We start from the raw sequence: 24,714 nt of genomic DNA, 5'->3' as shown, positions 1-24,714 counted from the left end.
AGAACCAGTGATCTGTATAAGTACGAGCCCGTTTTTGCATCCGACATTTGTGCTGTAAAACTAAAACTATGGAAAAAAGAATCTTAGGTAAAAGTGGCCTGGAAGTGTCCGCGCTCGGCCTGGGCTGTATGGGCCTTAGCTTTGGACTGGGGCCTACGCCGGACAGGCAGGATGCCATAAAATTACTCCGCGCAGCGTATGATGCAGGCGTTACTTTCTTTGACACGGCCGAAGCTTATGGCCCCGGCACCAACGAGGAGCTGCTGGGCGAGGCACTGGCCCCTTTCCGCAACCAAGTGGTCATTGCCACCAAGTTTGGCTTTAAGAACGGCATACCCGCGCAAGGCACAGACAGCCGCCCGGAAAACATCCGCGCCGTGGCAGAAGCATCACTGAAAAGACTGAAAACAGACCACATAGACCTCTTCTACCAGCACCGTGTAGATCCTACCGTGCCCATTGAAGAAGTGGCAGGCACCATCGGGCAGCTGATCAGCGAAGGCAAAGTAAAACACTGGGGCATGTCTGAAGCCGGCGTAACTGCCATCCGCAAAGCCCACGCGGTACAGCCCGTGGCCGCCTTGCAAAGCGAATACTCTTTGTGGTGGCGGGAACCGGAGCAGCAGATCATTCCCACGCTGGAAGAACTGGGCATTGGCTTTGTGCCATTCAGCCCGCTGGGCAAGGGTTTTCTCACCGGCGCTATCAGCGCGGATACGCAGTTTGGTGCAAATGATTTCCGGAATATTTCTCCCCGCTTTTCTGAAGACAACCGCAGGGCCAACCAGGTGGTGGTAGACCTGCTGCGGGACCTGGCCGCCACCAGGCATGCTACCCCGGCACAAATAGCGCTGGCATGGCTGCTGGCACAAAAGCCCTGGATCGTACCGATCCCCGGTACCAGCAAACTCCATCGCCTGGAGGAAAATAATGCAGCGGTGAACATTGAATTATCTGCCGCAGAACTAAAGACCATCACAGAAGCAGCCGATAAACTGCAGATCCAGGGTGCCCGTTACCCGGAAAGTTTCCAGAAAATGGTTGATAAGGCCTAACACTTTTTATACCGTATTTAAGTGCACCGCCTCTTTTTTAAGGGGCGGCACCATTTTCACCCAGACCAGTACCCCGGAAAGAAAAGTGATCAGCCCTGCAAGATGCACGGCCCAGATCAACCCGAACCGGCTGGCTACAACGCCCGCCATCAAAGCACCCACGGCATAACCGATATCCCGCCAGAAGCGGTACACACCCAGTGAAGAAGCCCGCCACGAAGGATGCGCTGCATCGCTCACCGCGGCCAGCAGCGCGGGATACACCATAGCAGTGCCAGCGCCCAGCAGCACTGAGCCCGCAATGCCGGATGTAAGCGGAGACCATACCTCTGCACCTATCACCACATGCCCCACGGCCTGCACGAACATGCCCCATACAATGAGCGGTTTGCGCCCGATGCGGTCTGCCAGCGGCCCGGTAAAGACCTGCCCCATGCCCCAGACAGCGGGATAAATGGCCTTGATCCATCCCACTCCTTCCAGCCCCACGCCCAGCGAAATAAATAACAAGGGAAATACGCCCCAGGACATGCCATCATTGAGGTTATTGATCAGGCCTGCCTGGCATACGGCAAACAGGTTGCTGTTGCGCAGCGAAGTTTCCCGGAACACCCAGCCCAGCCCTGGTTTATGTGCCGGCTCTCCTGCGGTAGTGACGGGCGTTTGCGCGGATTCCAATTGTGCGTAGGGGCGGGTATCTCTCACCACAAAAACGGACAACAGCAGCCCTGCTACGGCGTAAACAATACCGATGTAAAACGGCTGGGGCCTTAACCCGTGTGTGGCTGCAATATAGCCGGTCAGCAACGCGGTAATGCCTACCGCACCGTAACCTGCCGCCTCGTTCAATCCCATGGCCAGCCCACGCTTCCGGGGACCTACCAGGTCTACTTTCATATTCACCGTCATAGACCAGGCCAGTCCCTGGCTGATGCCAAGGAGCACATTGGCCCCAATGATCCAGCGCCACGAAGGGCCCCAGGCCAGCAGGAACGGCACGGGCAAGCCTACCAGCCAGCCCAGTACCAGCACGCGTTTGCGGGTATATTTATCTGCCAGCACACCGGAAATAAGATTGGTAAATGCCTTCACTACACCAAAGGCAATGATGAAGGAAAACACAACAAGATCTGCACCTATCTTAAACTCCGATGTGCCCACCAGAGGTACCACGGTACGCTCCAGGCCTACCATACCGCCTACCAGCATATTCACCAGCACCAGCAGCGTGAATTGCCGCCAATTCTCTTTTAATCCCAGCCTGATACTGCTGTTCATTACATAATCTATTTTTCAGGACAGTGCCGGCACCTCCACCGGTAATCCCATCAGGGCCCAGTCCGGGAATCCTTCATTTAACCTGGTGGCTTTGTATCCTTTCTTCTTCAATAATGCCACCGCTTCATCCGCGTACACGCAGAAAGGGCCACGGCAATAGGCCACTATCAGCTTGCTTTTCGGCAATGCATCGAGGTGTTTGCGGAGCTGCGCCACTGGCATGGAAATAGCCCGATGAATATGCCCGCGGTCATATTCTTCCTCCGGTCTTACATCCAGCAGGATCACCTGTCCTTTTGCCAGCATTTTAGCCAGGGTCATGGCATCTACCGCATCCAGGCCACCATGGCCCTTCCGGAAGTCAGTGACCACTTTCTCCACAGCAGCATTGCAGGCCGTGCCCAGTTCCCGCAGCGCGGACCATGCGCTGAACACATTTTCCCCGGCCAGGCGGTACCGTATAAAATTGCCGTCCCGTGTCATGCTCACCAGGTTTGCCTGTTTAAGCGTTTGCAGGTGCTGGGAGGCATTGGCTACAGACAATCCTGTGTAGCCGGCTATTACTTCCACTGCAAACGGGCCCTGTGCCAGCAGGTCTATGATCTCCAGCCGGTGGGGGTTGGCCAGCGCCTTCGTTACCCTGGTCAGCTCTGCATACACCTTATCCTTGAAATCTCGCTTATTCATATGGCAGGATTGAGGGCCATGGCGTTATTGTTTCGGATACCCTTTATCCAGCCAATCCGCTTTCAGGTTCCGGGGCAGATCCAGCAAGCGGGCATTCTTAAAACCCATGGCCGTCAGTTCTGCAAAAGCCGGGCGGATGTTAGGACATTTGTCAAACGGGCAGCAGCCGCAGTAGATCACAACGGTCTTGCTACGGTCTACCTGCTGCAGGTAGGCTTTCAGGTGCTGCAAGCCGGCCGCTTCGTGGGCAGGGCCTATGTCCACAGAACCCTTTACCAGGGCACCGGGGCCAATGCAGAGGACCACGAGGTCTTTGGTCTGGCCGGCATTGATCCTGGCGGCCAGTGTACCCGGTTCCATCAACTGGGCGCTCGTCCACGGGTCTTTTTGCTGCGCATGCGTGGGGAGGATGAATGCGGCCAGCAGGAACAGGCAGGATATTATGTACTTCATGAGATCGTTTTACTTCAAAGGTAAACAACTATTCAATAAACTCGTTGAATAGGTTTTTGCCCGGGGATTGAAAAACTGACAACCGCAAACACTCAGTGCCCTCATCAAAGCCTATACCACCATTGCCGGGAAAGTAAACTGGAAGGCAATCTCATCAATACTTTTAATGAGGGTTTTAATACGTGGGCCAGGTTCACAACGGCCTGCAGTAGAACGCAAACCACCAGTATCACCACTTACACCGGTTACAAAAAAAGCGGGAAGACCACCACTGATCTTCCCGCTTTCGTGTATCCAAGGTATGTTTTAGTTCAAAGAATGTCCGTTTGCCTTCATAAATGCATCGTAGGCTTCCTTGGTCCATTGCTGGTAATCGTTGAGACTAATACCTAAACGCTCGTCGCGCGTTATTTCTTTATCCATGCGGCTGTCCCAATATCCTTTTGCCAAAGATTCGATGTTCTGTATTACTGCTGTACCGGAAGTTTCGTAATCCTGCGGATAGCTCCTGTAGTTGCCGATGGCCAGCTGTTGAATTTCGTTCTTTACGTGTTCGATGTTGTTCTTTGCCATGGTTCAAATTTTTAGTTCGTGTACGGTAAAACAAGAATGATTCCGTTTTGCCATGCCACGGCGCTTTTTAAGATTCCGTTAACAAATGTACAACGTACAGTGTACAACGTACAACGTACCGCGATTGTTAAACCTGTAATTTTCAAACAACATCATCCATTAAATTTAACAAGGCCATCACACAACAGGGGAAAGTACGTTGTACGTTGTACACTGTACGCTGTACGATCAAACAATCAACGCCTTCGGTTCCAGGAAGGCTTCTATGCCAAAGTCTCCGTTCTCGCGGCCTATGCCGGAATGTTTGAAACCACCAAAAGGAGCCAGGGGATCATGTTTCAGGGTATTGATGAGCACACGGCCAGACTGCACGCGGCGGGCCAGTTGTTTAGCATGGTCCACATCGGTGGTGCTGAAGTAGGTCATAAGACCATACTCCGTATCATTGGCAATGGCAATGGCTTCGTCTTCATTTTGATACGGTATAACTGTGAGCACGGGGCCGAACACTTCCTCGCGGGCGATGCGCATCTGGTTATTTACATCCATGAAGATCGTGGGCTTCACATAAAACCCTTGTTCCAGGCCTTCAGGGTGGCCCAGGCCACCGGCAATCAGTGTGGCGCCTTCATCCAGCGCAACCTGGATGTACCGCTGTATGCGGTCAAATTGTTGCTGGCTGGCTACAGGGCCTATATTCACCGTGGCATCATTGGGGTTGCCTACTTTAAATGTTTGATAGGCTTCCAGTAAACCCACTTTCACTTCGTCCAGTTTACCGGCCGGTACCAGCAGGCGGGAACCCGCAATGCAGGCCTGCCCGTTGTTCATGAAGATGGCCTGCAGGGCCAGGGGCAAGGCTTTGGAGAGATCCGCATCTTCCAGGATAATGTTGGCAGATTTACCACTCAGTTCCAGGGTGAGTCGTTTCATCGTACGCACAGCTTGCTGTGCGATCATTTTACCTACCGTGGTGGAGCCGGTGAAAGCGATCTTGGTAACGCTGTTGCTTTCCATCAGTGCTTTACTGATCACATCCCCGCGGCCATTCACCATGTTCACCACACCGGCGGGCAATCCTGCTGCGTGGATGGCTTCCATGATGAGCTGCGCCTGCCAGGGGCTGAATTCACTGGGCTTGATGATCACCGCGCAACCAGCTGCCAGCGCGGGCGCCAGCTTTACGGCGATGGAGCCGGAACTGGAATTCCACGGGGTAAAAATGGCAGATACGCCCACCGGCTCCATGATCACGGTAGATTCATTGACCGGTTTTTCAAATGCATATTTTTCCATCACCGGGATAAAGCCGGTAAAAGTAGTAGCCGCCAGCATGTTAGACCATTTGGCGCGCTCGCGGGTGGCGCCGTACTCCACGATGGTAGCTTCTATCAGTGCATCCATGCGCAGCATGATCTCATCGTGTATGCGTTGCAGGTAGCCCGCGCGCTCCGGGAGCGTGGATTGCGCATAAGTGGCCTGTGCACGGCTGGCGGCGATAATGGCGTCCTGCGCGTCGGCTTCATTGGCATACGTGAGCCGGGAAGCAATGGTGCCATCCACCGGGCTGATAATGTCTGCGGTTGCTGTTCCTTTCGGGGCTACAAACTGCCCGTTGATGTAAATACGATCTATCTGTTTCATGGCTTTGTTTTTATGCAAAACTACATCGCGGTGCAAGCCTCAATTTTGTTGCACAGCTCAAATAATTTTGTGCTAAAGCTCCGGGATCTACCTCATTTATTAAGCTATATACTTGTCTGTTTCAGTCCCGGATTTGCCCGGTTCACCCTAAAACTGCTGGCCGGGAAGCTGCCCCCCTCCTACCTTTACATCATCCCAACACACCAACACTTATTACAGCGATCCATAAAAAAGAACGTCATGAAAGCAATTACTCCGTATGATCGCAGAAGTTTTTTAGGCGCCGGTGCCCTCACCCTGCTGGCCGCTGCATTGAATCCCCTGCAAGGCCTGGCCGCTACCGGCAAACGGCTGTCCACGACCAGTGATAACAACCGCCTGCCTGCACCGTCCCCTGTTTTCAAAGACATTAAACAGGTGAAGGCCGGTGTACTGGATGTTGGTTATGCGGAGGTAGGCCCGGCAAACGGGCAGCCCGTTATCCTGCTGCACGGGTGGCCTTACACCATCCACGCATTTGCGGCGGCGGCACAGCAACTGGCCATACAGGGCTACCGCGTACTGGTGCCCCACCTGCGCGGGCACGGCACCACCCGTTTCCTTGCAGCGCAAACACCGCGCAACGGGCAGCAGGGTGCTATTGCAGCCGATGTTATTGCCTTTATGGATGCACTGAACATTAAAACCGCCGTTATCGGTGGCTTCGACTGGGGGGCCAGGACCGCCTGCATTGTGGCCGCCGTGTGGCCGGAGCGCTGCAAGGCGCTGGTGTCTGTAAGCGGTTACCTCATTGGCAGCCAGCAGGCTAACAAGGCTCCCTTGCCCCCCGCGGCAGAGCTCAGCTGGTGGTACCAGTTCTATTTTGCCACGGAGCGCGGCCAGCAGGGTTACCAGCAGCACACCGCTGATTTTGCAAAGCTGATCTGGCAAACGGCCTCCCCTTCCTGGAAGTTTGACGATGCCACCTTCGCTGCTTCTGTCAAAGAGCTGGAAGCAAACCCCGACCACGTGGCCATCGTGATCCATAACTACCGCTGGCGATTGGGCCTGGCAGATGGTGAACGCCAGTACGATACCCTGGAACAGAAACTGGCCGTCTTCCCCGTGATCACGGTGCCCTCCATTACGCTGGAAGGCGACAACAACGGCGCACCCCATCCTGCACCGGCGGCGTATGCAGGTAAGTTTGCCGGCAAGTATGTGCACCATACTATCACCGGCGGCATTGGCCACAACCTGCCCCAGGAAGCCCCGGAAGCCTTTGCGGCAGCCATTGTGGAAGCAGCGCACATGGCATAAATACAATCACTCCATATATACAACAGCGGCATGCGGCCCGTGAGCCTGCGTGCCGCTGTCCATTTATTTCAGGCGCAAATTTTGATGCTAATGGCAGGAATCCTTGCATCATGCACCAGATCACCCCAGGTAAACGCTTACTCAGTTTTATCACCCCTGTGTTGCTGCAAACACAAAGCAGCGGCGTACATCCCGTGCTGGACCTGCACCTGTACCGGGGACAGTTACAACTCTCCACCAAGGACGCATTGTACAGCGATCTCCGTAGATACCGCCCCCTGGCCAAATCCCTGCCCACCATCCGCCGCCACTTTCCCCATATACACCAGGTGCTTATGCTGGGAACCGGCCTGGCCGCGGGCGTGCACCTGCTGCACCAATATGGCGTGCATCCCCGCTACACACTGGTGGATGTGGACGACAGCATCCTGCAGATAGCGGCGCAACTGCTGCCCCCACATACAGATGCGGAACTGGTATGCGCGGATGCATACCAATACCTGCAGCAGCAACGCCGCCATTATGACCTGCTCATCGTGGACATTTTCCTGGGACAGAGCGTGCCGGATTACGTGCGCACGCCGGCGTTCTTTGCCCAATGCCAGGCTGCAATGGCCCCCCAGGGCATCCTCATCCTTAATTATATCCGCAATGACCGGGACCAGTTCCTGGCGCTGGAAGCCATGATCTACGCGGCTTTCCCGGACACGGATGTCATTGAATTTGGCGTGAACCATGTGTTTGTATGCCATGCGGCCGTGCAATAAAAAAGGCTGCATCCAGGTGAATGCAGCCCTTCAAAAATTTTAAGAACGTGTTATTATTTGAGCAGGTGTTGCTTAATGTAATCGATGCTTTGTTTGATGCTTTCAAACTTATCGCTCATGTAAATATTGTCCTGCTCTACGAAAATGTGTTTTAAGCCCGCGGTCTTTTGCGCGGCAAAAATATCCTTGAAATCCACCACCCCGGAACCTACTTCTGCGTAGCGGATAGACTGCACAATATTCATTACATGCCCGTGATTGAGGCTGTCTGCAGGAATGGGATTGGGCATATTCTTGTCCATATCCTTTACGTGCCACATGGGGAACCGGCCGGGATACTTCTTAAAATAATCTGTGGGTTTGAAGCCTGCCTTGGTGATCCAGAACAGGTCCAGTTCAAAGATCACAAGGTCTTTCTGGGTTTCGCTGAGCAGGATGTCGTAGCCGGTTTTACCGTTGTCCTGGGTTTTAAATTCCCAGAAGTGGTTGTGGTAGCCCAGTTGCATACCGGCTTTTTTGCACAGCTCCCCGGCTTTATTCATCTGGGACGCCATGAACTGGTAGTCTGCTGCTTTCATTTTGTCAATGAGCATGAAGGGCGGTACGGGCACCACCAGGTAGTGCTGGCCCAACTCCTGGGCAATTTCCAGCTGGATCTTGAGCGCATCCATATTGCCATTGCCGCGGGTCAGGAAATCATTGAGCTGGTAGTGGCCACTGTAGGTCTTCAGGTTGTTGGCTGCCAGCAGCGCTTTCAGTTCTTTGGGTGTAAGTCCCCAGTAATCCGCTTTTGCAGTAGCGGTGGTGTAGTGGTAAAAAGTTTCTACGTGGGCATAGCCAGCGGCGGCTACTTTTTCGATCGTGCCTTTTGCATCTTTGGCCAGTTCATCACGCAGGGTGTAAAGTTGTAAGCCCACGGCATTAAGCGCGGCGGGGGCCGGCTTGGCCAGCAGGCCTTTGGATGCCAGCATGGTGCCGGCAGCCGCAAGGGCCGTCATCTGTAGGAAATTACGCCTGTTGTACATAATGTGGAATATTTGAATGAAATATAAGCATTCTCCTTCACTAAACCGGATAAAATTCACTGTTTAGCATTACCTTTGGGCGCCATTTGTTAAACGAAACTAAATTATGTCAATCTCAAAAACCCGCTGGAACATTACAGCAGACCGTATCACACTCTACCCCTTCGGACAACTATTCATTCTTGGTGGCGCATTAGGCCTCATTTTTATTGGATTGATCACCGCGCTCCACCTGCTGCCAGGTAACCAGCTCCCCGAGTACAATACCCTGCTGGTACTGGCCCTGCTGGTATCTGCCGGCTTTATCCTGCATGGCTTTACCTACATTGAATTTGACCGTAACACCCTGCGCATGCGCAAGGTATTGTTCGGATTCATACCGGTACTGAATGTACCGTTTGAAAAACTCTATGGCATTAAATTGATACAGCGTGTCGGTGCCGGCGCGGGTATCGTATACCGCCTGGTGTACAATGCCGACAAATACGGCAAAGGCATTACCGTATCCAGTGGTTATGGCCAAAAAGACAAGCGGGCCGAGGATTTCAGCCAGACCGTGATCCCTGCCGTGCATCAATTCCTGGATGCCGCCGCACCCGCAGCCGCACCCCAGCCCACCGTGATCACGGAATATGAATACTTCACCTGGGCGGACGATGTGTTTACGGTAAAAGTAAAAAAGGCGACCAACGTGATCGTGGGGACGTGTGCAATAGCCCTGGGCGTTTACATCCTCTATGCGGGCAGTGATATGGGGGCCATCAGGCAATGGGGCATTGGCGGCGCGTGCGTGGTGGTGGGCGCCATCATACTGGGCACACTCTTCACCCCTATCAATTTCAACACCCGCACCCGCCTCATTGAAAAGAAAGCACCCAGCTGGGCCGGCGGCACCCAAATTCCTTTTGACAACATCGTGGATGTGCACCTGGTGCGCCACCATAGGAACGGGATATACACCCACACTGCCGTAAGCCTCAAATATCAGCGGGCAGGCTCCGGTAAAACCGGTAACCTCCCCATCGCCACCCTGCGCGATTCCCGTAAAATTGAGCGCCTGCTCGCCGAGATCAACAGCATTGTAAAAAAATAACTAACATGCAACTTCCCGAATTCATTCCCGCAGAACGCCAAGCTGCCGTAACCGAAGCGCTGACCGCTGCTTTTGAGCGTATGCCCGTTACCGTTAGCCAGTTATCTGGCGGTCTTTCCAATGCCACCGTTTACCGCGTGGAGGCGGCCGGCAACGCCTATGTATTGAAATTAGATGCTCCCGGCACCAATTACGAATGCCAGCAGGCCGCCGCCAGCGCGGGTATAGCGCCAGCGGTGCTGTATGCCAGCGAAGCGCAGGGCATCTGCATCAGTGCTTTCATTGCCGGCAAACCAGTACGCAGTGCATTCGCCTCGCCGGTAGAGATGGTGACCGCCGTGGCACAGACCATCCGCCGCATGCATGACATGCCGCCCTTTGCCAGGCAAGGTAACATGCAGGCGCTTGTTGCCCAACTGATAGCGGGTTTCCGCAAGGCGGCCACGCTCCAGGGAGCACTATATGATGAGGTATTCAGCGGGTATGCAAAAATACCCTGGCACCACGTGGACCTGGTGGCCAGCCACAACGACCTGAACCCCACCAACGTGCTCTATGACGGCACACAGGTGTACGTCATTGACTGGGATGCAGCCTTCACCAATGACCGTTATGCAGACCTGGCCATTGCGGCCAACTCCTTTGCATCCTCCCCTGAGCTGGAAGCCGCGCTGCTCAGCACTTATTTTGATGCACCCGGCACATTTGAACAGGCCCGTCTCTTTTTAATGCGGCAAACCTGTTACATCGTGTATGCGTTGATGATGTTCCAGCTGGCTGCTCCCGCTATTCCTGCGCTGCTGGCGGAATACCCGCAAATACAGGAAACCCGGCTACGCCAGATCGGTGAGATGGCGCAGGCGGGCCAGCTGGATCTCCGCGGTGCAAAAAGCCAGCTCTTTTACGGACATGCAATGTTCAACGAAGCGCTGCACAACATGCGGAGCGCGCGGTTTGAGGCGGCGTTGCAAACAGTTGGTTAGCCAGTTGTTCGTTGCAATGGTTAAATGAGTACCACCAGCCTTTCTCCGTTGGATACATCCTGGTTCCAGAGCGTGCTGATATTTTCCAGGGGTACGGTGGTGGTCTTTACCTGCAACGCACCTGCCGCTGCCAGTGCAAAGGCTTCCGGTAAGAGGGTGCTGAATAATTGTTTTACCTGCCCGCGGGTCCAGGCGCCCAGGCCGGAGCCGGTGAGCTGAAGGTTCACGCTGCGCAGATTTGCGGCGGAGAGCTGGATGATGTCGCCGGCCATGGCGCCTACGGATACAAAGCGTACGTGCGGTGTAAAGCCGCCCTGGCCTTTCAGGCTGGCCAGGATCAGCTCCGCGCTGTGGCCCCAGAGATAGTCTATTACGACGTCCGGCTGCAGTTGTTTGAATTGCGTGAGCAGGGCCTCATCGTCCTGTAAAAGAGACACCGTGTCATCTGCGCCCAGGGACTTCAGTTCTTCCAGGGACGCTACATTGCGCCCGGTAGCGATCACCTTACCAGCGCCATAGTGCCTGGCCAGTTGCACTGCTACCCTGCCGGTGAAGCCGGTGGCACCGTTCACGAGCACCACGTCACCGGGTTGTATGTCTGCCTTGAAGCGCAGTGCCATGGCGGCTCCTATCACGGCATTGGGCAGCGCAGCGGCGATGGCATCGTCCAGGTTATCCGGCACAGGCACGATGCGGTCTTTCTCGATCACCGCTTTTTCTGCCAGCATGCCGGTGGTGCCCATACCATATACGCGGCGCCCATCCGGCAGCAGGCATACACCATCACCACCGGGAATGCGGCCACCCTCGCGGGGTGCGGAAGATGAATAGTGCTGGCCGGTGGCGCGGCCTTTATCAAAATGCTTGAGTGATACCGCTTTTACGGCGACCAGTACCTGGTCTTCCCCCTGGGCTTGCGGCTCGGGGCATGTAGTGTATTCTGGCATTCCGCCCTGCGGATAGATTACGGCTGCTTGCATGTTTTTTTCTCAAAGTACCCCCGGGGAAGCGTAGAAAACAATAACAAATGTTATCAAAAAAGTGAGTAGCGTTTCTCCCCCTTTTCCCTATCTTACCCGTCATTTTTCCAATTTTCTGTAATTGTAGCCAAAATCCTTTTTACTGACATGAATGCCAATTCCACGACCACCCGTCCCCACTTCATGATCCTGGACGGCCTGCGCGGCGTTGCCGCCCTGCAGGTAGTGCTCTTCCACCTCTGCGAAACCCATGCACCGGAACCCGTAAATCTTATTATCAACCACGGTTACCTGGCAGTAGATTTTTTCTTCCTTTTATCCGGCTTCGTGATCGGTTATGCGTACGACAACCGCTGGGGACAAATGACCGTTGCCGGCTTTTTCAAACGCCGCCTCATCCGCCTGCAACCCATGGTGGTCATGGGTTCCGTGATCGGCGCCATCTGCTTTTACTGGGGTACCTCCCCTGCTTTTCCGATCATTGCCTCGGTGCCAGCATGGAAGGTGATCGCGTGTATGCTGCTCGGCGCTACCCTGCTGCCTTTGCCGGTATCGCAGGACATCCGCGGTTGGTCTGAAATGCACCCGCTGGACGGGCCGGCATGGTCCCTCTATTTTGAATACATTGGCAACATCCTCTATGCCCTGGTGGTGCGGCATTTCCCTAAATTCCTGCTGGGGGTACTGGTGGTTTTGTCGGCCGGTGCATTGGTGTATCAAACCGTATGCAGCGGGCAGGGTGATGTAATAGGTGGATGGGCGCTGGACTGGAAGCAAACCGGCATTGGCTTCAGCCGCCTGTGTTATCCTTTCTTTGCAGGCCTGCTCCTCTACCGCGCGGCCCAACTCACACACGTAAAAAACGCGTTCCTGTGGTGCTCCCTGCTCCTGCTCTTTGTACTGGCCTTCCCGCGCCTGGGTGGCCTGGAGCATCCGTGGATGAATGGCTTATACGAATCTGCCGTGATCATCCTGGTATTTCCCCTCATCATTTACATGGGCGCCAGTGGTGCAGTGCTCACAGGCAAAGCCGCCCGTTTCTGTAAGTTCCTGGGCAACATCTCCTATCCCATTTACATCACGCACTATCCTTTCATTTACATCTACACGGGCTGGATCAGTGCCACCCACAAAAGCCTGGCGCAGGCCTGGCCCGTGGCTGCACTCGTGTTCTTTGGCTCCATTGCCGTAGCATATGCCTGCTTAAAGTGGTACGATGAGCCGGTGCGGAGGTGGCTGCAAAAGAAGTGGGCTTAGTTTGCCGCCAGCAAGACCGTGGGCCCGTCGGTGGTTTTCATATTGTGGAAGTGAATGGTCAGTACCGTACCGCCATGGCTGTGAATATGAAAGGTGCCATTGAGTTGCTCACTCATCATTTTTATGAGGTGCAGGCCCATGGAGCTGTGGGTTTCCAGGTCAAAATCCGGCGGCAGTCCTACGCCGTTGTCTTCTACTGTGAGGCGCAATTCCCCATGCGCTGCTTCCTCCAGCACAATGCGGATGCGGCCATCGCGGCCAGCGGGGAAGGCGTACTTCAGCGCGTTGGTAATAGCCTCGTTGAGGATAAGGCCCAGCGGCAGCGCATTGGAAACCTCCAGCACCACCGGTGCAATGTGCAATTCAAAGCGGGTGTGACGGTCAAACGATTCACGGATATCACGTACCAGGTCCTGGATGTAAACGGCCATACTCACCACGGACAGTGCATCTTCCTGGTACAGCTTCTGGTGCAGGAGTGACATGGCCTGCAACCGTTGCTGGCTTTCGCGCAGGGCCGCTACTGCATCTGCATTGGAAAGATAACCGGCCTGCTTGTTCAGCAGGCTGATAACGATCTGCATGTTATTCTTCACACGGTGATGGATCTCGCGGACCAGCCATTCCTTTTCATCCAGCAGCTTTCCCTTTTCCTGCAGCAGCACATCCATATCCGATATCATGTTTTCCAGCGATACATTTTTTTGCTGTATCAGCTGCTGTTGCTGTTCCAGCAGGCGATGGTTCCTTTGCTTGAGGCGATACCGGTTAAAGCCCATGATAAAGAGCAGGAGCAGCAGGGCGGTCATCACGATGATCACATTGCGCATCAGCTTTTGCCGGTCCAGCTCCGCCTGTGTCAATTGTGCCTGTTGCATGAGCAGGCGTATTTCCTGCTCCTTCTTCGAGGTTTCATAACGCACCTGCAGTTCTTCTATCTGCTGTGTTTTATTACCGCCAAAGATGGAATCGTTGAGCAGCTTTTGCAGGTGCAGGTGATGGATGGCCGCGCGGTAATTGCCCAGTGCAGAATCCACGGTAAAGAGCATGAGGTGCAGGTCGCGCATGGTGGCCAGGGCGGTTTGATCCGGCTGACCGGTGAGCGCGCGTTCCAGCGCAGCGGAAGCTTTGGCCCATTGCTTTTTGCGCATATAAAATTCACCCAGGTCGCGCTCTGCTTCCAGTGATATTTCTGATAATTGTTTTTTCTCAAACAGGTCCACCGCTTCGAGGTAATATTTTTCGGCCTGTGCATCATCAGCCATCGCATCATAGCAATAGGCCAGGTGCTGGGCCACACATGCTTTCTGGATGCGGGTAATGGGTGGAATATCCGCCACCAGCCCACGCAACAGGTGCAGGGCTTCCGGTGCTTTCCCCTGTGCGATCATATCCCGTACAATGTAGCCGGCAGTGAGGTACATGGCAAAGTGCGGCAAGGCTTCCTGCCTCCATTTGGCCAGTGATAGCTGGTAATATTCCATGCTCTTATCCCGGTTGCCTACTTCATAGTACATGCGGGCCAGGTCGCCATAGAAAGCGGGGGCCCGCGCGGTATCGCCGGTGCGCTCCATGGTCTCCACGCATTTCAGGCTGTAATCCAGCCCCGTTTTAAAATCACCCTTCATGCGGTAAATGGTAGCCAGCAGGTTGTAGATCACCTGTACACGGGAATAGCCCATTGCTTTATAGCGGGCCAGCACGTCCAGCAGTTCGGTTTCCGCCAGGTCGTTCCGGCCTTCGTACATGTGCACCACCGCTATTTCCCGGGCTACGGCCAGCTCCCCTTCCTTGTTCTTTGCAGCGCGGTAAAATGCGGTGGCCATTGCATACTGCTGAAGGGCGTCCGCATGGCTGTGGGGCGCATTGTTCAGCCACACGCCCATGCGCAGGGCTGAAAGGCCAGCACAGTCCCAGTTCCCCGCATTAACACATGCCTGGAGCAGGCGCGCGTAGCGCTGGCGCGAGACCAGGGAATCGCCCTTTTCCATATACCACATCACGTTCACGCTTTCAATGCGCTGCCCCCATTTCCCCGAGCCGAGTGCGTCATTCAGGCGTTGCGCCTCATCCAGGTAGTGGCGGGCGGTGTCCAGATCTGCCGTGGCTTCCCCGGGTTTGAACAACTGGTATTCCCCCAGTTCCACCAGCACCCGCACCCGGTTGGTATCCGCACCGGTGTGCGCCAGCTCCGTTTTCAGTTTATTGACCATCGCCCGGTTGATCTCCTGTGCAAAGGACACAGGGCCGCCCAGCACCGTGAATATGGCGCATAGCAGGGCCGGTGCGCGGAAGCGCCCGAAGTAGTGGAAGGCGTACCATATTTTGAAGGGAAACACCCTCTAAATTAAAGCTTTTTCTACCGCTTTTCCACCGGCCGCCGCGGAAAAGCGCAGGGCCCCGTTCCCGGTATCAAAATATGCAACATTCCGGCTCATTTGTACAAATGCAAAAGCCCGCACAGCATACGCTGCGCGGGCTCCCGTTATGAACTAAAAACTATCAGCGGTGGGTTACATCCAGCATCTTCAACGTGATCTCATATGATCCCGGTACCTGGATGCGCAGCGGAATGCGCAGCGAGAAATCGTACAGGTCGTCTTTGAACACGCCCAGGTAATGGCTATCTGCCGTCCCCTTGTAATACGTGCCCGGCGCGGTATTGGCAGACCAGGAGGAGGTGCTGTCTATGTGCACGAACTTGGTGGGCAGGATGTAGTACATGTTATAGCCATTCCCCAGTGAATTGATCGGGAAGGGCGTAAGCGGGAAGCGGATGAACATTCCTTCGTCCCTGGCCTCGTACGTATCCGGGGAATAGTATTCCAGGTTTTGCAGGTAAGGCGGCACCGGGTTCAGGCCGGAGGCGGGGCGCTTCTTCCACTCCCCTTTCTTGGGATTGAACGGTGTGCCAAAACGGTCCTGGATCTTTACCAGCAGCGTATTGGGCGTGTCTGCCAACCGGGTGATGGTTTCCATCACAAAAGGATTGTTGGTATTGTTGAAGATCCCGGAGTTGGGCGGCGCGCCGGCGGTATTGGCATTCAGCCGTCCCAGGCTATAGTTGCCGGTTTCCGGCGAGGTCTCTATTGTTTTGCCCTCCTGCAGTACAATGGTCATGGCATGTTTCAGTTCCTGCTTGCCCGCAGCGTTGGAAACTTCCAGGTCCATGGTGTAAGTGCCGGCGGGCAGGTTCAGGGTGCCACTGTTGGCCTGTATCACACCACTGGTTTCATTGACGATCAGCGGGGGCAGTTCTTCCGTACTGCGTTTGGCCATGATCAGCGCATAATTGCTGTCAGTAGCCGCATTGTACCCAGAGGTCCATACACCCACGGTGTATTTGTGAGTGAACATCGTGTCTACAATGTTTCCCTTTTCATCGTAGATGTGGGTCCACTTTACGGTGAGGGGAATGGTAGACCCATCAGACACCAGTGAGTTGGAAGACGCGATCTGGCCTTTCTTCACCGTGAAGGTGGTCACCGAGTATTGCATTGTGGGGCTCAGGAATCCGTCCCCTGTTTTGGTACAGGCAGAGAGGGCCAGTACCATGCCCATGATCTTCAGGTATTGCTGCTTCATCATTTATTATTGTTTGGTACCGTAAAAGAATAAGATATGCCCGGTGGCAAACACATTGAGCACCCCGTTCTGGGTGGTGACGCCGGCCGTTTGCATGAGCGAGTGCACACCAATTTCAGAAGGCATGCTATCTATCGGCAAATTAGGTCCCAGTGGGAAAGGCGCCCACAGGTGCGTGTAGTATTCCACCTGCGGCACATTAGACACCAATGAGTTATACCCCAGGTTCTCGTCTTTGGTAAACTCATAGGAAACGATCGCTGTATCGTTTAACAGGCCGGTGGGATATTTAGTCCCATGGTTCGTCAGCGCGCTGAAAGGCAGCGGCGTATGCACCAGGTACATTTGCAGTGAGTCACGGGTGCCATCGATATTGTTCTTCAGGTAATACAACAGGGAGTCCAGCCCAAATTTCGCATACTGGTCCACCGTGCCTTGCAGCAGCACTGTACGGCTTTGCATATAATAGTACACCGCGTTGTCCGTGGGTGCAAAGAAAGTAGTGCCACTGGCATTCACCTGGTCCTTGATACCCGCCGCATCTATCAATTGCAGCACGGTATCAAAAAGCAGCGGGTTGCCTTTCATTACGTCATAGGTGCTGGTGTTCTTGTACTGGTTAGGATCGGTCTTTACACCACCCACGATGTAATCCTTATTGCAGGATGCACAGAAAACAAGCACCATCAGCAACAGGCCCATACCAGTTATAAAGTGTTTTTTCATACAAAGTTGTTTTAAGTCCGTAAAGCCTATTTACCACTGTGCGCGGCCCAGTAAATATTTTGAGTAAGCAGATTATCATACGGGAAAAGGCTCGCCATATCCAGCGGCCAGTAATAGCCTTTCTGGCTGGGCTGCACGCGGTCTGCCGTATAGCCGATGTACTCCAGCCATTGCTGCGTGGGCTCTGTGCGCACCAGGTCATAGAACCAGGTGCCTTCACCGGCCAGCTCGCGGCCCCGCTCCATCACCGCTTCATCTATCACGGAGTAGGCGTCTGTGACGGCTTTATAATTGCTGATGCCCGCGCGGTCTTCTGTAAAGGCCAGGTTAGTCTTGGCACCCGCTACATCGCCCAGGTAGCCCAGGGCTTCCGCGTTGAGCAGGTAGATGTCGGAAAGGCGCAGCAGCACCAGGTCATTATTCACGTAAGCATATTGTTTGGCAGAAGCGTCCCCGTAAGCAAAGCGGGTGTACTTGGTGAGCATGTAACCCGCAAGGTCTCCATTGCCAGCCGGCATATACTTGAAAGCAGCATGATAACGCAGGTCTGTGGCCGTGTCAAAAAGCACGCCTTCAAACAGGTGGTCATTGCCCGCAGGGGCAATCCAGCAGGAGCTGTGCTTGTCATCCACGATCTGCCCTTTCAGGAAAGTGCCAAAGCAGTTGAACTGCGCTTCCGCCCAGTCGCCTCCACCTTTAAAGTTGGGATCATTGGCATTGTACAGCATCGGCAGCTCAAAAATGCTTTCATGGGAAGACATGCCCGCCCAGATATTCGTGTAGCTGTTCATAGGCTCCAGACTATAGCCACCATGGTCTATCACCTGCTGGCAATAATAATGTGCGCTGTCATACTGGTGTTTCCAGGCAAAGACATGTGCCATCAATGCGTATACGCTGCCACGGTTTGCCCGGGTAGTCTTGGCAGGGTCCCCTCCACTGAAATCCAGTACCGGTGCGGCTTTGCGAAGATCATCCAGGCAGCTGTCCAGCACCTGGCTTTCCGGTGTGCGGGCCAGGGGCGGAATTTTACCATAATCCACATCGTTATACGTGTTGCTCACATATACAGGATCGCCCCATACACGGGTCATGTAGAAATAAGCATAGGCGCGCATAAAGCGGGCTTCTGCCAGGTAACCCTGGCGTACGGATTCCGAAGTGAATGCAGATGCCGGCATGGCGGGCACATTCTGCAGAATAAGGTTGCACTGCGCTATCTGCTGGTAAAAGCGGGACCAGTTCAGCAGGGTGCCTTCCCAGTAAGGGATGTAAGAGAAATTAAACTTGGGGGAAGCCACGCCATAGTTCAGGAACACATCGCCCCCTGCCGGCAGGAATAAGCCGGTGGTCAGGTCGCCGAAAACAAAATGAGCAGCTTCCATCTGGTCTATGCCTCCCGGGGTGGCCCGCAGGTTAGCCCGGAACTGGCCATACATGGTCACGGCAGCCTGCTCCACGGAGCCCTGGGATGTCCAGAACTCCTGGCTGTAGGTAGAGCTAATGGGCCCCTGGTACAGCTGCTTCTTGCACGCCGTGCCCATTACCGTTGCCACAGCCGCTATCCCTAAAAGTTTTTTATACATTGAAAATTTCATCGTCAGCAGTTTTGTTGATTCTAGAATTGAACGTCTACGCCCAGTGTGTACTTCTTGGCTTGCGGAAACAGGCCACCTGTATAGATCCCAAGCTGGTCCACCGCTTCGGGGTCCGGCATGGTGTTCTTTTTATTCTTGATGATCACCAGGTTGTCCAGCACAGAATAGAAGCGGATGCTTTTCAGCTTTAACGGTTTAACAAGCTGCTGGGGCAGGCTGTAGCCGGCAATAACAGACTTCACCTTGAAGTAGCTGCCATCCACATTCCACATATCCGAGAAGGGGAAGAACTGGTAGAAGTAACCGCTGAACGGGTTGATAGCAGGGAAGTTTGCCTTGTAGTTCGGATCGGCCGCTGCTTTTGCTGGCGACCAGTAATTCACTCCATCCAGGTTGGGCAGCCGGCGCTCTGCAAAGTTGTTGATGCTACCACCAATGGCGTCCATCTGCTGCTGGTAGAAAGTATTCACCACCGTGCGTTTCCAGGTAAAGGTGCACACCACGGAAAGGCTGAAATTCTTGTAGGAGAAGTCGTTGGTGAACCCACCGGTAAAGCGGGGATTGGGATCGCCGGTGGCCACGCGGTCGCCATACTGGTCACCATTATCTTCACCGCTCCATACGTCACCATCGCCATTCACATCTTTCCAGATCGGGTCACCGGGGGATACTTTGTGGTTGCCTTTGAAGTAAGTAAGCGGGTTACCGGTCAGCTTATTGAAAGGAATATCGCCGGCTTTGTTATACACGCCCTGGTACTGCATCTGGAACATGCGGTAAATGGGTTGGCCCACGGCATACAGGCGGGATACGCCATACCAGTCGTCCACTACAAACGTCCGGTTGTTGTTAGGCAGCTTCGCAATGGCGTTCTTATTATAAGTGAACACCAGCTGTGAGTTCCATTGGAGCTTGCTGCGGGGTGAAAGGTTATGCGTATTGATGGTAATATCCGCACCGCGGTTGCTCACCCACAGGTCATGTGCGTTGAACATCACGGATTGGAAACCGGTGTAGAATGGCAGGTTGAAGTTGTAGTAATCATCCTTGGATACTTTATCGTAAGCATCCACCGTTACGTTGATGCGGCTGTCCAGCAGGGACAGGTCTATACCAATATTCTTCTGCTCTGTCTTGGACCAGGTAAGGTCATTCTTGGTAAGACCATTGGTGTAGCTGGGTTGTATGGCGGTAGAGCCGCCGTACGTACCGGACACCTCGTAAGAGTTGTAAGGCGCGTAAAAGTCTGACGACTGGGAACCGGAAATCCCCCAGCTGGCGCGCAGTTTCAGCAGGCTTACGATCTTGCCCAGTTGTTCACCTTTCATAAAGGGCTCTTCAGACACGATCCAGCCGGCGCCGATCGCGGGGAAATATCCCCATTTGCTGTTGGCTCCAAAGCGGGAAGAGGCATCGCCACGGTAAGAACCATAAAGCAGGTACTTACGTTTGTAGTCGTACTGCAACTGGCCCATGAGTGATAGCAATGCATCTTTCTTGTAATAAGAGAACCCGGCCAGGTCGGATTGCGGGATACCGCTCACCACGTGGATATCATTATTTGGCACATTGTAGCCGGATACGCTGTTGCCGGTGGATTCGTCCGTATTGAACTGCTGCCCGGCGGTGAGCACCAAGTTATGCTGGCCAAAGCGGCGGGAAGCCGTAAGGTTGTTGCTCATGAAGTAAGTGGAATATTTGCTCTGGTCAGACTCCGCGTAGGAAGGCTGGGGATCTGCATCCGGGTCCATGGCGGCAATGGCATCCACGTTAGAAGGCACAAAATAATCTTTGTTGGTGCTGGTCACGTTACCAGATCCCTGGAAGGTATAATTAAGCCAGGGCAGGATGTGATAATTAAGGGAGAAAGAGGCACTGTAATAGTTATCGGTATTGAGGTTGCGCAACTTGCTGTACAGGCCTGAGAAATTGGCGGAGTCAAACGCAGTGAGCCGGTAGAACGACGCCGGCTGGTCTTTCCCGCTGAAAGGCGTGTTGTCGTCACTGTTATTGATCTTGCGCCCGCGCTGGCGGTCCCCCTTGGAGAGGGATACGATCAGTTGTGCGCTGAGTTTGGGGCTGATGTTGAACCCGAAATTACCGCGCAGCGCATAGCGTTTATAACCAAACTGCTCGATGATGCCTTTTTCATCGTAGTAGTTACCACTTACGCGGTAGTTGGCTATGTCGCTGGCGCCGGACATGGTTACATCCCCATTGCGTACGGCCCCGTTGCGGTAAAACAGGCCCTGCCAGTCGGTATTGTTGTTAAAGTTAGGATTGAGACTGTCTACCAGGATATGCGGCAGGCTCAATAACTGCGAGGGCGATGCATACTGGCGTATGAGATCCATCTTCAGTTTTCTTTCTGCATCACCGGTGTAGGTCTTCAGCAATTGTGGTTGCTGGGTAAAACCATCGTACGCGTTCACGCGGAATTCCGGTTTGCCGGTTTTCCCTTTGCGGGTTTTAATATAGATCACCCCGTTTGCACCGCGGGAGCCCCAGGCGGCGGTAGCGGCGGCATCTTTCTGCACGTCCACCGATTCAATATCGTTGATGTTAATGCCAGCCAGGTAGTTGGTACCGGTAATGTTGGTATTACCATTGGCATCTTCACTGGAATTGGCAATATCTTCAGGGTTTACGGGAAAGCCGTCTATCACGTACAGCGGGCCACTCATGGCCTGGGCCTGGGCCACGTTAGGCGAGTTACCGATATTGGTGTTTACCCGGCTGTTGCCGCGCACCACTACCGTGGGCGCTACCCCCGGCTCGCCGGAAGTGATCTGTACGTTCATACCTGCTATACGTCCCTGCAGCAGCGCATCCACGCTGGCGGCGGGTAAGTTTTCGATCTGCTGCGCCGTTACAGTGGAATAAGACGCGGTGGTAAGGCGGCGGCTCTGTTGCTGCGCACCGATCACTACTACTTCATCCAGCCTGGATTTGGCATCATGCTGCAGCACCACTTTCATCCGGCCGCTTTGCGCGGGTAATTTTCTCGGGGCATAGCCAATGTAGGAAAAGTTGAGTGTAGCGGCATTGTTAGTAAGCGTAAGCGCAAAGGAGCCATCCTCCCTGCTCACGGTGCCGTTCTTCGTCGCGGCTTCCCGCACGGTAACGCCCACCAGCGGCTGTCCTGAAGTATCGGTGACTACACCGGTTACCTTCAGTTGCTGCGCCGTGGAAAGCTGCACCCACCCTAAAAGGAATAGAAAAAGTACAAGTACCCTCATTTGATTTTTTATTTGAGCGTTAGTGTTCGATGACGACATGACATACCACGTCCCGTTCTTCACGGGGAAAGTGAAAATTTACAGGTAACTGCGATGGAGAAAGTTTGGATGAACTATTGGCTTTAATACAGGTTTGGTTGGCCTTAAGGCAATAGTTACTTGTACGTTGATTTACTTTGATTGACGGAAAAAACTATGTTCAGCTATCAGATCTGGTTGGTTACAGGCGGCTGATCCCTCATACGCTACGATGCCTGTGATCGTGGCCCTCCTGCAAACGCTTTTACGCTTTGATTTTTGGTTGACGCGCTTTTTATACTTTAACAGCGCTTTAACTAAAGTAGGGCTGTTTTCTATAAAATAAAAATGCCCGGGCGGCCCCTACGCATGCACAAACGTTTGAGTTGGCCACGCAAACGTTTGTGTGTCTTTGCGAGGAGGTTCTATCCTACTTTCGGCATCGTGCAGCCCGGCCTTATTCTACCTCGTTTCCCCCGTTCACCATCTATTCAACCAAATATGAAAACAACGTTACTGGCATGCCTGTTGGTACTCACAGGCACCGTGCTCCACGCGCAGAGCAACGCGGCCCCTTCCGAGCACATTTTTTTCACCTTCCCCTCAGATGCGGTGGCCAAGATCCACCGGATCAAGATCACCCAATCTGCCTACACGGAATACTTCTCCGTGCACAATTACAATGGGGGCTACAACGGCCTGCAACAAACGCCGGACAGCTCCCATGGCAGCTCCCACACGCTCCTTGCTTCCCTGTGGGACCCCAACACCAGCGGCGGTATTTACTCCAGTGTGTACTACGCCGCGCCCAATACGTACACCGGCCGCTTTGGCGGCGAGGGCGACGGCTGGCAGTCCATCAACCCTTACAACTGGGTCCTGAACACCTGGTACACGGTGGCCATCCGTAGCTGGAAAGCGGCCGGCAACCTGTATATTGCCACCTTCATCCAGAGCAGCGGCAATAACCAATGGTTTCTCACCTCCATCCTTTCCGAGCCAGCACCGAGCGGTTACCTGGGATCTGGCAATGATTGCTTCCTGGAAAACTGGGATGGCAGCAATGCCAACTGGGACGGGCGTTTCAAGCGCAAAGCATTTTTCAAGGATTGCTGGAACATGGATGTAAACGGCAACTGGACCAAGCACAGTGCACGCACCTTCAGTGCCAATGCCGGCGATGCAGGCCGCAACGGTATTTATGACCTGGCCTTTAACAGTGGTTATGATGCCACGGAAGATGCCTACTTCATGGAACACGGTGCCGGGGTAACACCCAGCGCGGGCTTCAACGGGGGCCGCACCCTCAGCCTCCCTGCGCAGACCAACCAGGGCAGCGCCCCCACGCTTACCACGGCCAGCGTAAGCAGTGTAAGCGCATCTTACAGCAATGGTAAGATCTATGTAAACTGGGTCACGGACAATACCAAAAGCCCCCAGCTGGCCGCAAAAGTGGAGATCCTGAGCGGTACCTCCGTGGTGCAGTCTTTTACCGACACAGTGCCCCAGCGCCGCGCAGATACGCTCACTACCAGCCTGGCAGCCGGCACTTACACCGCCAGGGTAACAGTGGAAGACATCTTCAACGGCATAGCCACACCGGTTACCGCCAGCTTCACCATCAGCGGCACTACCTGGTACAAGCTGAAAAATGTGTACAGCGGCATGTACCTGGATGTGCAGGGCAGCAGCACCGCCAACTCCGCCACCCTGGTGCAAAGCGCATCCAGCAGCAGCTACAGCCAGCAATGGCAACTGGCCACCAGCGGCATTACCACCATTGTAAACCGCAACAGCGGTAAAGCCATCGACCTGCCGGGCAGCGCACAAACCCCGGGCACGCACCCTATCCAGTACACACTGAACGGGGGCGGCGCAAACCAGCAATGGACGCTGGTTTCCGCAGGCAGCGGCCATTACCTCATTCAAAGTAACCTCTCCAATCACTACATCCTCGACGACTCTGCCAGCAGCACCATTAGTGGTACCGGCATTATCCTGTATTCTTACAGCGGTAGTGGCAGCGCCAACCAGCAATGGACGCTGGAAACCGTAAGCGGCCTGGCGGCCACCCAGGCCACGGAAGCTACGGGGCTTAAAAATGTTACACTGACATCATCCGCCACCACGGAGAATATGCAGGTATATCCCAACCCGGTGGCATCGCAACTGCATGTACAGTTTGCCCTGGAAAAAAATGCGCACTATGCCCAGGTTTTTGTGACCGATCTTTCCGGCAGGCGGGTAAAAATGCAGAACATGAGCGCCCCGGGCAGCATAGACGTAAGCCAGCTGCCACCGGGCGTTTACCTGGTAACGGTGAATGGCGCCACAAAGAAATTCATCAAACAATAAACCGGCGCAAGCCTCATGAAAAGGCCGCTTCTCCCCGTGTGAAGCGGCCTTTCTTGGCTTTAGCCATCAATTTGTCTAATTTAGCTACCGGAAAAACCT

At 54.2% G+C, this 24,714-nt stretch carries 19 protein-coding genes; 7 read left to right on the top strand and 12 right to left on the bottom strand.

Annotated features, from left to right (window positions below; genetic code table 11):
* Positions 1-68 precede the first annotated feature (68 nt).
* Entirely contained in the window at positions 69-1,055 is a 987-nt protein-coding gene (locus DCC81_RS20440; RefSeq protein WP_108688543.1) for an aldo/keto reductase, read from the top strand.
* A 6-nt stretch (positions 1,056-1,061) separates the two neighbouring features.
* On the opposite strand, the gene DCC81_RS20435 is transcribed toward DCC81_RS20440, so the two are convergent.
* The 5 genes from DCC81_RS20435 to DCC81_RS20415 form a co-directional block, all read right to left on the bottom strand.
* Positions 1,062-2,333, bottom strand: a complete 1,272-nt coding sequence (locus DCC81_RS20435) for an MFS transporter (RefSeq protein WP_108688542.1) — start codon at positions 2,331-2,333, stop codon at positions 1,062-1,064.
* Between the two features lie 15 nt (positions 2,334-2,348).
* A complete protein-coding gene (locus DCC81_RS20430) occupies positions 2,349-3,020 on the bottom strand; it encodes an ArsR/SmtB family transcription factor (protein WP_108688541.1) in 672 nt (223 codons plus the stop codon).
* A 24-nt stretch (positions 3,021-3,044) separates the two neighbouring features.
* Positions 3,045-3,473 carry a rhodanese-like domain-containing protein gene (locus DCC81_RS20425; protein WP_108688540.1) on the bottom strand — a complete coding sequence of 143 codons (429 nt, stop codon included), beginning with the start codon at positions 3,471-3,473 and terminating at the stop codon, positions 3,045-3,047.
* A 306-nt stretch (positions 3,474-3,779) separates the two neighbouring features.
* Positions 3,780-4,046 (bottom strand): hypothetical protein, encoded by a 267-nt coding sequence (locus DCC81_RS20420; protein ID WP_108688539.1) that lies wholly within the window; start codon positions 4,044-4,046, stop codon positions 3,780-3,782.
* A gap of 228 nt (positions 4,047-4,274) precedes the next feature.
* Positions 4,275-5,690, bottom strand: coding sequence for an aldehyde dehydrogenase family protein (locus DCC81_RS20415; RefSeq protein WP_108689262.1), 1,416 nt, complete (start codon positions 5,688-5,690; stop codon positions 4,275-4,277).
* A gap of 240 nt (positions 5,691-5,930) precedes the next feature.
* On the opposite strand from DCC81_RS20415, the gene DCC81_RS20410 reads away from it, so the two are divergent.
* The gene (locus DCC81_RS20410; protein WP_108688538.1) at positions 5,931-6,989 is read left to right on the top strand and encodes an alpha/beta fold hydrolase; all 1,059 of its coding nucleotides are present in this window, start codon (positions 5,931-5,933) and stop codon (positions 6,987-6,989) included.
* Positions 6,990-7,099: 110 nt separating this feature from the next.
* Positions 7,100-7,756 carry a spermidine synthase gene (locus DCC81_RS20405; RefSeq protein WP_108688537.1) on the top strand — a complete coding sequence of 219 codons (657 nt, stop codon included), beginning with the start codon at positions 7,100-7,102 and terminating at the stop codon, positions 7,754-7,756.
* A 53-nt stretch (positions 7,757-7,809) separates the two neighbouring features.
* Here DCC81_RS20405 and DCC81_RS20400 read toward each other — a convergent pair whose 3' ends face one another.
* Positions 7,810-8,754, bottom strand: a complete 945-nt coding sequence (locus DCC81_RS20400; RefSeq protein WP_240613034.1) for a sugar phosphate isomerase/epimerase family protein — start codon at positions 8,752-8,754, stop codon at positions 7,810-7,812.
* A 133-nt stretch (positions 8,755-8,887) separates the two neighbouring features.
* Here DCC81_RS20400 and DCC81_RS20395 point away from each other — a divergent pair, with 133 nt between their 5' ends.
* Positions 8,888-9,874 (top strand): hypothetical protein, encoded by a 987-nt coding sequence (locus DCC81_RS20395; protein ID WP_108688535.1) that lies wholly within the window; start codon positions 8,888-8,890, stop codon positions 9,872-9,874.
* A 5-nt stretch (positions 9,875-9,879) separates the two neighbouring features.
* Positions 9,880-10,857: a phosphotransferase gene (locus DCC81_RS20390; protein WP_108688534.1), complete on the top strand. Its 978-nt coding sequence runs from the start codon at positions 9,880-9,882 to the stop codon at positions 10,855-10,857.
* Positions 10,858-10,877: 20 nt separating this feature from the next.
* Here the strand turns inward: DCC81_RS20390 and DCC81_RS20385 are convergent, their stop codons facing one another.
* Positions 10,878-11,837, bottom strand: a complete 960-nt coding sequence (locus tag DCC81_RS20385; protein ID WP_108688533.1) for a quinone oxidoreductase family protein — start codon at positions 11,835-11,837, stop codon at positions 10,878-10,880.
* Between the two features lie 147 nt (positions 11,838-11,984).
* Between DCC81_RS20385 and DCC81_RS20380 the strand changes: the two genes are divergently transcribed.
* Positions 11,985-13,094: an acyltransferase family protein gene (locus tag DCC81_RS20380; RefSeq protein ID WP_108688532.1), complete on the top strand. Its 1,110-nt coding sequence runs from the start codon at positions 11,985-11,987 to the stop codon at positions 13,092-13,094.
* On the opposite strand, the gene DCC81_RS20375 is transcribed toward DCC81_RS20380, so the two are convergent.
* The 5 genes from DCC81_RS20375 to DCC81_RS20355 form a co-directional block, all read right to left on the bottom strand.
* The gene (locus tag DCC81_RS20375) at positions 13,091-15,433 is read right to left on the bottom strand and encodes a histidine kinase dimerization/phosphoacceptor domain -containing protein (RefSeq protein WP_108688531.1); all 2,343 of its coding nucleotides are present in this window, start codon (positions 15,431-15,433) and stop codon (positions 13,091-13,093) included. The two genes, DCC81_RS20380 and DCC81_RS20375, sit on opposite strands and share 4 nt — an antisense overlap.
* A gap of 163 nt (positions 15,434-15,596) precedes the next feature.
* Entirely contained in the window at positions 15,597-16,682 is a 1,086-nt protein-coding gene (locus tag DCC81_RS20370; protein ID WP_108688530.1) for a DUF5007 domain-containing protein, read from the bottom strand.
* Positions 16,683-16,685: 3 nt separating this feature from the next.
* Positions 16,686-17,405 carry a fasciclin domain-containing protein gene (locus DCC81_RS20365; RefSeq protein WP_108688529.1) on the bottom strand — a complete coding sequence of 240 codons (720 nt, stop codon included), beginning with the start codon at positions 17,403-17,405 and terminating at the stop codon, positions 16,686-16,688.
* A 26-nt stretch (positions 17,406-17,431) separates the two neighbouring features.
* Positions 17,432-19,003, bottom strand: a complete 1,572-nt coding sequence (locus tag DCC81_RS20360; RefSeq protein WP_108688528.1) for a RagB/SusD family nutrient uptake outer membrane protein — start codon at positions 19,001-19,003, stop codon at positions 17,432-17,434.
* Between the two features lie 20 nt (positions 19,004-19,023).
* Positions 19,024-22,242, bottom strand: coding sequence for a SusC/RagA family TonB-linked outer membrane protein (locus DCC81_RS20355; RefSeq protein ID WP_165806674.1), 3,219 nt, complete (start codon positions 22,240-22,242; stop codon positions 19,024-19,026).
* 519 nt (positions 22,243-22,761) lie between these two features.
* Here DCC81_RS20355 and DCC81_RS20350 point away from each other — a divergent pair.
* Complete coding sequence (locus tag DCC81_RS20350; protein ID WP_165806673.1) at positions 22,762-24,615, top strand: DUF3472 domain-containing protein; 1,854 nt, start codon at positions 22,762-22,764, stop codon at positions 24,613-24,615.
* Positions 24,616-24,714: the final 99 nt, after the last annotated feature.

The organism is Chitinophaga parva, assembly GCF_003071345.1.
GTDB classification, from domain to species: domain Bacteria; phylum Bacteroidota; class Bacteroidia; order Chitinophagales; family Chitinophagaceae; genus Chitinophaga; species Chitinophaga parva.
This window is presented reverse-complemented; position numbering and strand designations above follow the sequence as displayed.